The organism is Burkholderia sp. MSMB1835 (assembly GCF_001526365.1).
Classification (GTDB): domain Bacteria; phylum Pseudomonadota; class Gammaproteobacteria; order Burkholderiales; family Burkholderiaceae; genus Burkholderia.
In genome coordinates this window covers 185373-199570 of record NZ_LOYP01000054.1, presented here as the reverse complement: position 1 = coordinate 199570, position 14198 = coordinate 185373, and the positions used below count along the sequence as shown (strand labels likewise).

Here is a 14198-nt window from a genome sequence, read left to right as displayed (position 1 = left end):
GCTCGGCCGGGCTCCCGCGTGGCGGGGCGTCCGAAATCCCGCCCGGCGTAAGCCTTTTCGGCTAAAATAAGCCGTTTTTTTCACCGACTTACAAGGCGTGCTCCGCAGTCGTGAGCGCGCCTTTTTCGCTTGATCGGCACTGAATGGATCATATTCGCAATTTCTCGATCATCGCCCACATCGACCATGGCAAGTCGACGCTCGCGGATCGCATCATCCAGGTATGCGGCGGCCTCGCCGACCGTGAAATGGAAGCGCAGGTGCTCGACTCGATGGATATCGAGCGCGAGCGCGGCATCACGATCAAGGCGCAGACTGCCGCGTTGTCCTATCGCGCACGCGACGGCAAGGTCTACAACCTGAACTTGATCGACACGCCGGGGCACGTCGACTTCTCGTACGAGGTCAGCCGTTCGCTGTCCGCGTGCGAGGGCGCGCTGCTGGTCGTCGACGCGAGTCAGGGCGTCGAGGCGCAGACGGTCGCGAACTGCTACACGGCGATCGAGCTCGGCGTCGAGGTCGTGCCCGTGCTGAACAAGATCGACCTGCCGGCCGCGAACCCCGAGAACGCGATCGAGGAGATCGAGGACGTGATCGGCATCGACGCGACCGACGCGACGCGCTGCAGCGCGAAGACGGGCCTCGGCGTCGAGGACGTGCTCGAGTCGCTGATCGCGAAGGTGCCCCCGCCGAAGGGCGATCCGGCCGCGCCGCTGCAGGCGCTGATCATCGATTCGTGGTTCGACAACTACGTCGGCGTCGTGATGCTCGTGCGCATCGTCAACGGCACGCTGCGTCCGAAGGACAAGATCAAGATGATGGCGACCGGCGCACAGTATCCGGTCGAGCACGTCGGCGTGTTCACGCCGAAGTCGCGCAATCTCGAGTCGCTGTCGGCCGGGCAGGTGGGCTTCATCATCGCGGGCATCAAGGAACTGACGGCCGCGAAAGTCGGCGATACCGTCACGCACGCGACCAAGGCCGCTGCCGAGCCGCTGCCGGGCTTCAAGGAAGTGAAGCCGCAGGTGTTCGCGGGGCTGTATCCGGTCGAGGCGAACCAGTACGACGCGCTGCGCGAATCGCTCGAGAAGCTCAAGCTGAACGACGCATCGCTGCAGTACGAGCCGGAAGTGTCGCAGGCGCTCGGTTTCGGGTTCCGTTGCGGCTTCCTCGGGCTGCTGCACATGGAAATCGTGCAGGAGCGGCTCGAGCGCGAGTTCGACATGGATCTCATCACGACCGCGCCGACGGTCGTCTACGAGGTCGTGCAGAGCGACGGCTCGACGATCATGGTCGAGAATCCGGCGAAGATGCCGGAACCCGGCCGCATCGCCGAAGTGCGCGAGCCGATCGTCACCGTGAACCTGTACATGCCGCAGGATTACGTCGGCTCGGTGATCACGCTGTGCGAGCAGAAGCGCGGCTCGCAGATCAACATGCAGTATCACGGCCGCCAGGTGCAGCTCACGTACGAGATCCCGATGGCCGAGATCGTGCTCGACTTCTTCGATCGCCTGAAGTCGGTATCGCGCGGCTATGCGTCGATGGATTACGAGTTCAAGGAGTACCGTTCGTCGGACGTCGTGAAGGTCGACATGCTGATCAACGGCGACAAGGTCGACGCGCTGTCGATCATCGTGCACCGGTCGCAATCGCAATATCGCGGCCGCGAAGTCGCCGCGAAGATGCGCGAGATCATCCCGCGCCAGATGTACGACGTGGCGATCCAGGCCGCGATCGGTGCGCACATCGTCGCGCGCGAGAACATCAAGGCGCTCCGCAAGAACGTGCTCGCGAAGTGCTACGGCGGCGACATCACGCGGAAGAAGAAACTGCTCGAGAAGCAGAAAGAAGGTAAGAAACGCATGAAGCAGGTGGGTTCGGTCGAGATCCCGCAGGAGGCGTTCCTCGCGATCTTGCGCGTCGAAGACAAATAACAGGACTGATCCTTTATGAATTTTGCGCTGATTCTTTTTGTGCTCGTCGTCGTGACGGGCGTAGCGTGGGTGCTGGACAAACTGGTGTTCCTGCCGCGGCGTCGCAAGGCGGCCGACTCGGCGATCGAGGAGTTCGATCGCCAGCAGTCGCGCATCGACAAGCGTTTCGCGGACGAAAACGCGGCGCAGACGCGTTCGAAGCTGCGTGACGAAAAGCTGCGCCAGCCGTGGTGGCTCGAGTACACGGCGAGCTTTTTCCCGGTGATCCTGGCCGTGTTCGTCGTGCGTTCGTTCGTCGTCGAGCCGTTCAAGATTCCGTCGGGCTCGATGGTGCCGACGCTGCTTGTCGGCGACTTCATCCTCGTCAACAAGTTCGAGTACGGGCTGCGCCTGCCGGTCACGAACACGAAGATCACGCAGGGCAGCCCGCTGTCGCGCGGCGACGTCGTCGTGTTCCGCTATCCGAAGGACGAGTCGGTCGATTACATCAAGCGCGTGATCGGCCTGCCGGGCGACACGGTCGCGTATCAGGACAAGCAACTCACGATCAACGGCCAGCCGGTGCCCGAAACGCCGCTGCCCGATTTCTTCGACGACGAGCGCCAGAATTACGCGAAGCAGTTCGAGGAAACGATCGGCAACAAGAAGAACGCGATCCTCAACAACCCGGCCGTGCCGCCGTTCGTGATGGGCGCATACGACTATCCGTATCGCGACAACTGCACGTACAACAGCCGCGGCGTGATCTGCAAGGTGCCGCCCGGCCACTACTTCATGATGGGCGACAACCGCGACAACAGCGCGGACAGCCGCTACTGGGGTTTCGTGCCGGACCGGAACATCGTCGGCCGCGCGTTCTTCATCTGGATGAACTTCGGCGACCTGAAGCGCATCGGTTCCTTCAACTGACCGCATTCGATTCACACGCAATACGCGACGCACGGGCCGCGTCGCGTATTGCCGAACTACTTTAAGAACCGGCGGTAACACCGCCTCGTCACGCCTTTTCGCGTCCGGCCGTGCCGTTTCGGCCCGACCGGGCGCCCGCGTTATACTCCTGCACATGCCCCTATCCCAGTTGGAAAGCCGGCTGCGCTACGAATTTCGCAATGCGGAATTGTTGCGCCAGGCTTTGACCCATCGCAGTCACAGCGCCACGCACAACGAACGGCTCGAGTTTCTCGGCGATTCCGTTCTGAATTGCGCGGTGGCCGCCCTTTTGTTCCAGCGTTTCGGCAAGCTGGACGAAGGTGACCTGTCGCGCGTACGCGCCAACCTCGTCAAACAGCAATCGTTGTACGAAATTGCTCAGGCCCTGAATATCTCGGACGGCCTGCGGCTCGGCGAGGGCGAGCTGCGCAGCGGCGGATTCCGTCGCCCGTCGATCCTCGCGGACGCGTTCGAAGCCATCATCGGGGCCGTATTCCTCGATGGCGGCTTCGAAGCCGCCCAAGGGGTCATCAAGCGGCTCTATATCCCGATTCTCGACCACATCGATCCGCGCACGCTCGGCAAGGACGCGAAGACGCTGCTGCAGGAATACTTGCAGGGGCACAAGATCGCGCTGCCGACCTATACGGTCGTCGCGACGCATGGTGCGGCGCACAATCAGCAGTTCGAGGTCGAGTGCACGGTGCCGAAGCTCGACGTGAAGGTATCGGGTTCCGGCGCGAGCCGGCGTGCGGCCGAGCAGGCCGCCGCGAAGAAGGCGCTCGACGAAGTGATGGCGGCCGCGCCGATGCTGGCCGCGAAGCCGAAGCGCTCGAAAAACGCACGCGGGTCCAAGCATGTCGAACCCGAGATCGTGCCGGGCGTGAAGGGCGTGCAGGAAGCGCTCGACCTGCGCTCGCCGGAGCGGAAGGAACGTGCGGCGGCGCGCGAGGCCAGGGCGGCCGGCGCGGCGCCGGCTGCAGCCGCTGCGGCTGCGGCGACGGGCGAGCCGGCCGTCGCGCCGATGGCGGCGATTCGCGCGGCGCATGTCGAGCCGGCCACGGACAAGGGCGAGCGGGCGGCGAAGCCGGCGACCGACAAGGTTGCCGACAAACCGGCCGAGCGGCCCGACAAGGCTGCGGAAAAACCCGCCGAGGCCGCGTCGCGCGCAGCCGACAAGCCGGCCGGCCACGCAGCCGATTCGGCGGCGCCGTCGGCCGACAAGCCTTCCGCGAGTGCCGACGCCGCTGCGCGCACGCCGGCGCGCGTACGCGATGCCGCGACGCCCGACGCCGATGCGCCGCCCGGCGGCGCGAGTCTTGCTGCCGCGCAGGCGCGCGTGGCCGATGCCGGCCACTGAATTGCCCATCGATCGTGCCGCGCACCGCGCGGCCGTTTCCGAACCTGTCCCCCAAACGATATGAACACTCCCGCTCCTACCGGTTTCCGTTGCGGCATGATCGCGATCGTGGGCCGCCCGAACGTCGGCAAATCGACGTTGATGAACGCACTCGTCGGCCAGAAGATCAGCATCACGTCGCGCAAGGCGCAGACGACCCGTCACCGCATCACCGGCATCAACACGTTCGACGACGCGCAATTCGTGTTCGTCGACACGCCCGGCTTCCAGACCCGTCACAGCACCGCGCTGAACCGTTCGCTGAACCGTGCGGTCACGTCGACGCTGACGTCGGTCGACGTGATCCTGTTCGTGATCGAGGCCGGCCGCTTCGGGCCCGACGACCAGAAGGTGCTCGACCTGATCCCGCCCGGCATGCCGACGCTGTTGATCGCGAACAAGATCGACCGCGTGAACGACAAGGCGTCGCTGTTCCCGTTCATGCAGAAGGTGAGCGAACTGCGCGAATTCACCGAGCTCGTGCCGCTGTCGGCGCAGCGGCCGGAAGACATCAAGCGCCTGCTGGACACGATCAAGCCGTACCTGCCGGAAGGCGAGCCGATCTACGGCGAGGACGAACTGACCGACCGCAGCTCGCGCTTTCTCGCGGCCGAAATCCTGCGCGAGAAGGTATTCCGCTGGACCGGCGACGAACTGCCGTACACGAGCACCGTACTGATCGACAAGTTCGAGGAGGAGGGCCGCCTGAAGCGCATCTTCGCGACGATCCTCGTCGAGCGCGATTCGCACAAGGCGATGGTGATCGGCAAGAAGGGCGAGAAGCTCAAGCAGATCAGCACCGAAGCGCGGATGGACATGGAGAAGCTGTTCGACGGCCCCGTCTATCTCGAAACCTTCGTGAAGGTGAAGAGCGGTTGGGCCGACAACGAGGCGGGGCTGCGTGCCTATGGGTACGAATGACGCGCTGACGTCGACCGAAGACGCGGTGAGCGCCGGCGCGAACGACGCGCCGTTGCCGGCACCGCCCGAACCGCCGCGCAAGGTGCGGCGCGCGGCGTCTCGCACGTCCGATTTCCGCGTCGCCGAGCAGCCGGCGTACGTGCTGCACAGCTATCCGTATCGGGAAACGAGCCTGATCGTCGACGTGCTGACGCGCGACCACGGCCGGCTCGCGCTCGTCGCAAAGGGCGCGAAACGCCCGCACTCGGCGTTGCGCGGCGTATTGCAGACCTTCCAGCCGCTGCTGCTGTCGTGGTCCGGCAAATCCGAGGTGCGCACGCTGACGGGCGCCGAGTGGGTCGGCGGGATGCTGCCGCTAAGCGGCGACGGGCTGTTGTGCGGTTTCTACGCGAACGAGCTGCTCGTGAAATTCTGCGCGCGCGAGGATCCCCAGCCGCCGCTGTTCAATCATTACGTGCTGACCCTCACGCGCCTCGCGCACGGCGAGCCTGCGGTGCAGGTGCTGCGCTCGTTCGAGCGTGTGCTGCTGCGCGAGACCGGGTATGCGATGGCGCTGAATCGCACGGTCGCGCGCCGCGCGGTCGAGCCCGAGCGCCGCTACGTGTTCGATCCCGAGCGCGGCGTGCGCAATGCGGACGACGACGTGCCGTCGCACTGGCCGGTCATCACCGGACAGACGTTGCTCGACATGGAGCAGGACGATTACCATCGAGCCCAGACGGTTGCGCAGAGCAAGACGCTGATGCGCTTCCTGCTGAACACCTATCTCGGCGGCACGCCGCTCGCCACGCGTCAGATCCTGATCGACCTGCAAAACCTATGAGCTTCTTCCTGACAACGCCCACCGCCATCGACCTCGGCGTGAACATCGACCACGTCGCGACGCTGCGCAATGCGCGCGGCACGCGCTATCCCGATCCGGTCCGTGCGGCGCTCGCCGCCGAAGAGGCGGGCGCGGACGCGATCACGCTGCACCTGCGCGAGGATCGTCGTCACATCGTCGACGCCGACGTGCGCGAGCTGCGCCCGCTGCTGAAGACGCGCATGAACCTCGAATGCGCGGTGACGGCCGAGATGCTCGACATCGCGTGCGAAGTGCGTCCGCACGATGCGTGCCTCGTACCGGAGAAGCGCGCGGAACTGACGACCGAAGGCGGTCTCGATGTCGCCGGCCACTTCGAGGCCGTGCGCGCGGCGTGCAAGCAGCTCGCCGACGTGGGCGTGCGCGTGTCGCTGTTCATCGACCCGGACGACACGCAGATCCGCGCCGCGCACGAAGCGGGCGCGCCGGTGATCGAGCTGCATACGGGCCGCTACGCCGAAGCGCACGACCAGGCCGAGCAGCAGCGCGAATACGAGCGTATCGTCGCGGGCGTGCAGGCCGGCGCGCAACTCGGCCTGAAGGTCAATGCGGGCCACGGGCTGCACTACACGAACGTGCAGCAGATTGCCGCGATCGACGGTATCGTCGAGCTGAACATCGGTCACGCGATCGTCGCGCACGCGATCTTCGCGGGCTGGGACAACGCGGTTCGCGAGATGAAGGCGATCATGGTCGCCGCACGCGTCGCCGCGCTGCACGGCGGCGCGCGCTGAGATGCGAGGCCGCCGCGCCCCGCACGCCGTTTGCGACGCACTTGACCCGGCCGCGCCGGGCCACCCCGGCGGAGACTGACATGGCGATCTACGGCATCGGTACCGACATCGCGCAGGTGAGCCGCGTTGCAGCCGTGCTCGAGCGCACGGGCGGCCGGTTTGCCGAGAAGGTGCTCGGCCCCGACGAGCTGCGCGTGTTCCACGCGCGGCGCGCCCGCTCCGAGGCGCGCGGCATCGCGTTTCTCGCGACGCGGTTTTCCGCGAAGGAAGCGTTCTCGAAGGCGATCGGGCTCGGCATGCACTGGCCGATGACGTGGCGCGCACTGCAGACGCTCAACCATCCAAGCGGCGAGCCGTACGTGGTCGCCTCGGGCGAGCTGGCCGACTGGCTGGCCGCTCGCGGCATCACGGCGCGCGTGACGGTCAGCGACGAACGCGACTACGCGGTGTCGTTCGTGATCGCCGAAACGGACGCCGCGCCTGCTCCCGGACCTGTTTCCCGAACCCTCTCCTGACGGAATTCCCGATTCGATGAAAACGACTCCCGGCCCGGTCATGCTCGACGTCGTCGGCACGACCCTGTCGCGCGACGATGCGCGGCGCCTCGCGCATCCGAATACCGGCGGCGTGATCCTGTTCGCGCGGCACTTCCAGAATCGTGCGCAACTGACCGCGCTGACCGATTCGATCCGCGCGGTGCGCGAAGACATCCTGATCGCGGTCGATCACGAAGGCGGGCGCGTGCAGCGGTTCCGCACCGACGGCTTCACGGTGCTGCCCGCGATGCGCCGCCTCGGCGAACTGTGGGATCGCGACGTGCTGCTCGCGACGAAGGTCGCGACCGCCGTCGGCTACATCCTGGCTGCCGAATTGCGCGCGTGCGGGATCGACATGAGCTTCACGCCGGTGCTCGATCTCGACTACGGGCACTCGAAGGTGATCGGCGATCGTGCGTTCCATCGCGATCCACGCGTCGTCACGCTGCTCGCGAAGAGCCTGAACCACGGGTTGTCGCTCGCCGGCATGGCGAACTGCGGCAAGCATTTCCCCGGGCACGGTTTCGCGGAGGCCGATTCGCACGTCGCGCTGCCGACCGACGACCGCACGCTCGATGCGATCCTCGAGCAGGACGTCGCGCCGTACGACTGGCTCGGGCTGTCGCTGTCCGCAGTGATTCCGGCGCACGTGATCTACACGCAGGTCGACAAGCGGCCGGCCGGGTTTTCGCGCGTGTGGTTGCAGGACATCCTGCGCGGGAAGCTCGGCTTCACGGGCGCGATCTTCAGCGACGACCTGTCGATGGAGGCAGCGCGCGAAGGCGGCACGCTCACGCAGGCCGCCGACGCCGCGCTCGCCGCCGGTTGCGACATGGTGCTCGTCTGCAACCAGCCGGACGCGGCCGAAGTCGTGCTGAACGGATTGAAGGCGCGGGCCTCGGCCGAGTCGGTGCGGCGCATCAAGCGGATGCGTGCGCGCGGCAAGGCGCTCAAGTGGGAGAAGCTGGTCGCGCAGCCCGAGTATCTGCAGGCGCAGGCGCTGTTGAGCAGCGCGCTGGCGTAAGCGGGCACGGATGGCGCGCGTCGCGCCGTTTGGGTCGCCTCAAACAGAAAGCCGCGCAATAGCGCGGCTTTTTTGCGGGGCGCGACCGCCCGATCAGGACAGTCGCCGGGACGAGCTTGGGTGCAGATGCAACTAACGGTCGGATCCCGTCAGTGCCCGCATCCAGAGCCGCCCGCTCAGTTCACCTTCATCCGCTGCAGCTTGTTGTACAGCGTCTTCGGGCTGATGCCGAGCAGCGTAGCCGCGCGGTGGCGCGTCCCGCCGACCGCGTCGAGCGTCGCGCGGATCAGCAGATCCTCGACGTCGGACAGCGGCGTGCCGACCTTGATCTGCACACTGCTGCCGTTCAGCGCGGCGCCGGCGGAGAAACTGGCTTCGCCCGCGCGCAGCGTCTCGATGAAGTCGCCCGACGCGTCGTACGCGAAGCGCACGCGTTCCTGCAGCTCGCGCACGTTCCCCGGCCATTCGTAGGACAGGCATTCGCGCACGAAGCCCGGCGCCGCCCGCTTGTCGGTCGTGCTGCGGCCGGTTGCGCGCGCTTCGCGGTTCAGTTCGTCGATCTGCGCGTCCGCGATCGCGAGCGCGTCGCCGTCGCGCTCGCGTAGCGGCGGCATCGTGATCGACGCCGCGTCGAGGCGCAGCCACAGATCCTCGCGTAGCGTGCCGTTCGCCACCGCTTCGCGCGCCGGGCGGCGCGTGGCCGCGATCAGCCGGAAATCGCTGGTGATCGGGCTCGTGCCGCCGATCCGCATGAAGTTCTGCGAATCGAGCGCGTGCAGCAGCGCTTCCTGCAGCACGAGCGGCAGCGCGGTGATTTCGTCGAGGAACAGCGTGCCGCCGCCGGCCTGCTCGAACAGGCCCGATTCGCGGCGCTCGGCGCCGTCGAATGCGCCGCGTTCATGGCCGAACAGCACGCTGTCGAGCGACGCGCCGTGCCGGCCGGCCTGCGCGAGCATGCGGCAGTCGAACGACACGAACGGCCCCTTGCGGCGCCGGCTCAGTTCGTGCAGCGTGCGCGCCGCCAGCTTCTTGCCGGTGCCGGCTTCGCCCGAGAACAGCACGGCCGTTTCGGTGCGGGCGTTGTGCTCGATCATGTCGTACACGTGCTGCATCGCGTCGCTTCGGCCCACCAGCGCGCCGAAGCGGCCGAGCTGGCGCAGCGACGCACGCAGCGACTGCACTTCGTCGATCAGTTCGTACGGGCGCGGGATCCGCGCGAGCAGGCTGCGCAGGCGCGGAATGTTGATCGGCTTCAGCAGGTAGTCCCAAATGCCGTGGCGCAGGCCCTCGATGGCGCTCTCGACCGTCGCGTTGCCCGTCAGCACGATCACCGGCAGCGAGCCGTTCGGCTGTTGCTGCGGCAGGTGCTGGAGCAGGTCGAACCCGCTGCCGTCCGGCAGGTTCAGGTCGACGAGCACGACGTCGGGAATCGAGCGGCCGAGCGCCGTGCGCGCTTCGGCGAGCGACGTGGCCGTGTCGACCGAGAAGCCGTCTGCGGCGAGCAGTGCGGTGAGGCCTGACAGGCTGTTGGGATCGTCTTCGACAATCAGGGCGTGTGGCATGGTGGACGCGAGTCGAGTCAAGAGAGGCGGGCTGTCGGCCAGCGGGCCGCAGCCGCATGTCGGATTAAAGATTGATTTTATGCCCCGCCGAACGCGTCACGCGCATTATTTCTCCGGCGCTATAAAACAGTTACCGATGATACAAATTGAATATCTTTACCGGTGGCTTTTGTGCTCTTTATGGCTCTCGCTCGTGGTAGCTGTTGGCGCCAGACAAACAAAAAGCGCCCCGAAGGGCGCTTTGTTCGATGCGGGTATCGCCGACGATTACGCGCGGCTGCGGTATTCGTTCGTGCGCGTATCGATTTCGATCTTGTCGCCGGTGTTGCAGAACAGCGGCACTTGCAGTTCGAAGCCGGTCGCCAGCTTCGCGTTCTTCAGCACCTTGCCCGACGACGTGTCGCCCTTGACGGCCGGTTCCGTGTAGGTGATTTCGCGAACGAGGATCGTCGGCAGTTCGACCGAGATCGCCTTCTCGTTGTAGAACACGACTTCGCAAGCCATGCCGTCTTCGAGGTAGTTCAGCGCTTCGCCCATCATTTCCGCTTCGACTTCGTACTGGTTGTAGTCGGCGTCCATGAACACGTACATCGGGTCGGCGAAGTACGAGTACGTCACTTCCTTGCGGTCGAGCACGACGACGTCGAACTTGTCGTCGGCCTTGTAGACCGATTCCTGGCCTGCGTTCGTCAGCAGGTTCTTCATCTTCATCTTGACGACGGCGGCGTTACGGCCCGACTTGTTGTATTCCGTCTTGGCGATGACCCATGCGTCGCTGCCGATCTGCACGACGTTGCCTACGCGGAGTTCCTGTGCGGTCTTCATAAAAAACTGTCCTGATCCAATCGAATAAATAGGTGCCTGAGCGTTGCACAACGGGTGAGGCGCCAAGCAGATGCGTTCCGGTGGGCCCCCAAAGCTCAAACGCGAGCGCTTGCATGGTCAGCCGTCGGATAACCGCTTATTTTAACTGAGATTTTGCGTATTCCGCCAGCTTTCCGGCGAGATCGCCGACGGCCGCGAGCGCGTCGGCCCAGCGGGCTGCATTGGCCTCCAGTGCGGCGCGGTGCTGCCATAAATCGGCCCAGTCGGGTGTGCCGGCGCCGTTCCAGGCATGCCAGAACCGCTCGAGCGCCGCGCGCGGCGCATCGGCGAGGCCGGCCGACAGGTGCGCGAGCGCGGCGTCGAGCTTCGGCAGGTGCACGTCGTCGGCCTGCGGGTAGATGTGCCACGCAAACGGCTTGCGCGCCCACTGTGCGCGGACGAACGAATCCTCGCCGCGCACGAAATTGAAATCGGCGACCCACAGCAGCGGGTCGTAGTCGGCCTGCGGAACGAACGCGAGACCGTGAGCGGTCAGGTTGCCGCTGCGCGCCCGTGCGCCCGCCGCGAACGATTCGACCCCGAAAAAGCGCGCGACGGCGGGCGACAGACGTCCGACCGGCACGAGCGCGACGACCGGCGACGGGCCGTCGCGCCATTGCGCGAGCAGCGCGTCGACGGCCGGGTTTTCGTAGGCGAACAGGCTGACGACCGTCGTGCCGGGCGCCGGCGGCGCGCCGCCGGTCGCGCGCTGCCACCACGCGGCGCGCGCTGCCGGATCGGTGTCGAAGGCCGTGCGGCGCGCGTCGAGGTCGTGCTCCTTCGGCACGCCGCCCGTGCCGGCCGACAGGCCCGGGAAGAAGAACGTCTTCAGCAGCGGGTAGCGCGGATGCGGCGACGGCCGCAAATGGAAATCGGCGACCCAGTCCTCGGCGCTCAGGTATTCGAGGTTGATCCACACGGGGCACCGCGCGCGCCGCGCCATCGCCGCGAGATACGCGCCCGGCAGCTCGCACGCGAACGCCTCGATCACGACGTCGGCGATGTCCAGCGCATCGCCGACTTCCGCATGCCAGTGCTCGATCACGATCGTGTCGACCGTCTGCCGCGTCGCGTCGGGATCGACCTGCGGCAGCAGGCGTGCGAACGTGTGCAGGTCGTCGACGAACAGGCGAACCTGCCAGCCGTGCTCGTGCGCGAGCTGGCGCGCGACGCGCCAGCACACGCCGATGTCGCCGAAATTGTCGATCACCGTGCAGAAGAGGTCGCAGGCGATCGGTTCGCCCGGCGCGAGCGGCACGGCGGAGAGGGGGGCAGCGGGGGAGCGTGGCATCGAAGCGGGCCGGTGAATGCTCTAAACTGGCGATTCTAATAGACCCGTTCCGCGTTACAAGGCGCCCGGCTCACGCATGACATCCCCAGAAGCCTCCGATACCCCGTTCGAACCGAAGAAGATCCTTGCGCAGTTGCCGCACATGCCGGGTGTCTATCGCTATTACGACACGGCGGGCGCCGTCCTCTACGTCGGCAAGGCGCGCGACCTGAAAAAGCGCGTGTCGAGCTATTTCACGAAGACGCAACTGTCGCCGCGCATCGCGATGATGGTCACGCGCATCGCGCGCATCGAAACGACCGTCACGCGCTCGGAAGCCGAAGCGCTGCTGCTCGAGAACAACCTGATCAAGGCGCTCGCGCCGCGTTACAACATCCTGTTTCGCGACGACAAGTCGTATCCGTACCTGAAGCTCACCGCGCACCGCTTTCCGCGGATGGCCTACTACCGCGGCTCGGTCGACAAGCAGAACCAGTATTTCGGGCCGTTCCCGAGCGCGTGGGCCGTGCGCGAGAGCATCCAGATCCTGCAGCGCGTGTTCCAGTTGCGCACCTGCGAGGATTCGGTCTTCAACAACCGCACGCGGCCGTGCCTGCTGCACCAGATCGGGCGCTGCACGGCGCCGTGCGTCGGCGCGATCTCCGACGAGGATTACGCGGTCGACGTATCGAACGCCGCGCGGTTCCTGCTCGGCAGGCAGTCCGAAGTGATGAAGGAGCTCGAGCAGAAGATGCACGCGTTCGCAGCCGAGCTGAAATTCGAGCAGGCGGCGGCCGTGCGCAATCAGATGAGTTCGCTCGCGACGGTGCTGCACCAGCAGGCGATCGAGGTCGGCAGCGACAGCGACGTCGACGTCCTGGCCGTCGTCGCGCAGGGCGGACGCGTGTGCGTGAACCTCGCGATGGTCCGCGGCGGCCGGCACCTCGGGGACAAAGCGTATTTCCCGACACACGTCGAAAGTGCGCTGACGCTCGCCGAAGGCGGTCTCGGCGAAGAGGCGGAGCCGGCGGAGGCGGTCGATGCGACGCTCGACACGCTGCCCGACCAGCCCCCGGAAGAGGCCGGCGGCGCGCGCGGCACGGCGGCGGCATCGGTCGAGGCCGAGGTGCTCGATGCGTTCATCGCGCAGCACTATCTCGGCAATCGCGTGCCGCCCGTGCTCGTCGTCAGCCATGCGCCCGCGAGTCGCGACCTGCTGGAGCTGCTGTCCGAGCAGGCTGGCCACAAGGTGTCGCTGGTGCGGCAGCCGCAGGGGCAGCGGCGCGCGTGGCTGTCGATGGCCGAGCAGAATGCGCGGCTCGCGCTCGCGCGGCTGCTGTCCGAGCAGGGCTCGCAGCAGGCGCGCACGCGTGCGCTGGCCGACACGCTCGGCTACGACAGCGACGATCTCGCGACGCTGCGGATCGAATGCTTCGACATCAGCCATACGATGGGCGAGGCGACGCAGGCGTCGTGCGTCGTCTATCACCATCACAAGATGCAATCGAGCGAATATCGCCGCTACAACATCACGGGCATCACGCCGGGCGACGATTACGCGGCGATGCGGCAGGTGCTCACGCGCCGCTACGAGAAGATGGTGGAACAGGCCGCACAGGCGGCTGCCGCCGACGAAGCGGCCGGCATCGACGGCGAGTCGACGCGCCAGGCCGAGGCATCGAGCCTGCTGCCGAACATCGTGCTGATCGACGGCGGCAAGGGCCAGGTCGAGATCGCGCGGCAGGTGTTCACCGAGCTCGGCCTCGACACGTCGATGCTGGTCGGCGTCGCGAAAGGCGAGGGGCGCAAGGTCGGCCTCGAGACGCTGGTGTTCGCGGACGGTCGCGCGCCGCTCGAACTCGGCAAGGAGAGCGCCGCGCTGATGCTCGTCGCGCAGATCCGCGACGAGGCGCACCGTTTCGCGATCACCGGCATGCGGGCGAAGCGGGCGAAGGCGCGCCAGACGTCGCGGCTCGAGGAGCTCGAGGGCGTCGGCGCGAAGCGCCGGCAGCGACTGCTCGCGCGTTTTGGCGGATTGCGCGGCGTGGTGGCCGCGAGTGTCGAGGAGCTGGCGAGCGTCGAAGGCATTTCGCACGCGCTCGCCGAGCAGATCTACAAGCAGCTTCACTGACGCGGCCGTGCGGCCGGCGGCATTTGCC

At 66.5% G+C, this 14198-nt stretch carries 12 protein-coding genes; 9 read left to right on the top strand and 3 right to left on the bottom strand.

The window, feature by feature from the left end; all coding sequences use genetic code 11:
* Nucleotides 1-143: 143 nt before the first annotated feature.
* The 8 genes from lepA (at nt 144) to nagZ (ending at nt 8343) form a co-directional block, all read left to right on the top strand.
* Nucleotides 144-1937, top strand: a complete 1794-nt coding sequence (gene lepA, locus WS96_RS26840) for a translation elongation factor 4 (RefSeq protein ID WP_059501585.1) — start codon at nt 144-146, stop codon at nt 1935-1937.
* 15 nt (nt 1938-1952) lie between these two features.
* Nucleotides 1953-2846 carry a signal peptidase I gene (gene lepB, locus WS96_RS26835; protein WP_059836714.1) on the top strand — a complete coding sequence of 298 codons (894 nt, stop codon included), beginning with the start codon at nt 1953-1955 and terminating at the stop codon, nt 2844-2846.
* A 154-nt stretch (nt 2847-3000) separates the two neighbouring features.
* Entirely contained in the window at nt 3001-4227 is a 1227-nt protein-coding gene (rnc, locus tag WS96_RS26830; protein WP_059836712.1) for a ribonuclease III, read from the top strand.
* 60 nt (nt 4228-4287) lie between these two features.
* Nucleotides 4288-5187 carry a GTPase Era gene (gene era, locus WS96_RS26825; protein ID WP_034206782.1) on the top strand — a complete coding sequence of 300 codons (900 nt, stop codon included), beginning with the start codon at nt 4288-4290 and terminating at the stop codon, nt 5185-5187.
* Complete coding sequence (gene recO, locus WS96_RS26820; RefSeq protein ID WP_059824205.1) at nt 5174-6010, top strand: DNA repair protein RecO; 837 nt, start codon at nt 5174-5176, stop codon at nt 6008-6010. Before era ends, recO begins: the two co-directional genes overlap by 14 nt.
* Nucleotides 6007-6783 carry a pyridoxine 5'-phosphate synthase gene (gene pdxJ / locus WS96_RS26815; protein WP_059501577.1) on the top strand — a complete coding sequence of 259 codons (777 nt, stop codon included), beginning with the start codon at nt 6007-6009 and terminating at the stop codon, nt 6781-6783. The genes recO and pdxJ overlap by 4 nt, the downstream gene beginning before the upstream one ends.
* A gap of 80 nt (nt 6784-6863) precedes the next feature.
* Complete coding sequence (gene acpS, locus WS96_RS26810; protein WP_059836710.1) at nt 6864-7298, top strand: holo-ACP synthase; 435 nt, start codon at nt 6864-6866, stop codon at nt 7296-7298.
* 16 nt (nt 7299-7314) lie between these two features.
* On the top strand, nt 7315-8343 hold the full coding sequence (gene nagZ, locus WS96_RS26805) for a beta-N-acetylhexosaminidase (RefSeq protein WP_059779758.1): 1029 nt from the start codon (nt 7315-7317) through the stop codon (nt 8341-8343).
* 176 nt (nt 8344-8519) lie between these two features.
* Here nagZ and WS96_RS26800 read toward each other — a convergent pair whose 3' ends face one another.
* From WS96_RS26800 to earP, 3 genes are all read right to left on the bottom strand, one after another.
* Entirely contained in the window at nt 8520-9905 is a 1386-nt protein-coding gene (locus WS96_RS26800) for a sigma-54-dependent transcriptional regulator (RefSeq protein ID WP_034206787.1), read from the bottom strand.
* 267 nt (nt 9906-10172) lie between these two features.
* Nucleotides 10173-10730 (bottom strand): elongation factor P, encoded by a 558-nt coding sequence (gene efp, locus WS96_RS26795; RefSeq protein ID WP_034206788.1) that lies wholly within the window; start codon nt 10728-10730, stop codon nt 10173-10175.
* A 136-nt stretch (nt 10731-10866) separates the two neighbouring features.
* Complete coding sequence (gene earP, locus WS96_RS26790) at nt 10867-12060, bottom strand: elongation factor P maturation arginine rhamnosyltransferase EarP (RefSeq protein ID WP_059836708.1); 1194 nt, start codon at nt 12058-12060, stop codon at nt 10867-10869.
* A 76-nt stretch (nt 12061-12136) separates the two neighbouring features.
* On the opposite strand from earP, the gene uvrC reads away from it, so the two are divergent.
* The gene (gene uvrC / locus WS96_RS26785) at nt 12137-14170 is read left to right on the top strand and encodes an excinuclease ABC subunit UvrC (RefSeq protein WP_059836706.1); all 2034 of its coding nucleotides are present in this window, start codon (nt 12137-12139) and stop codon (nt 14168-14170) included.
* Nucleotides 14171-14198: the final 28 nt, after the last annotated feature.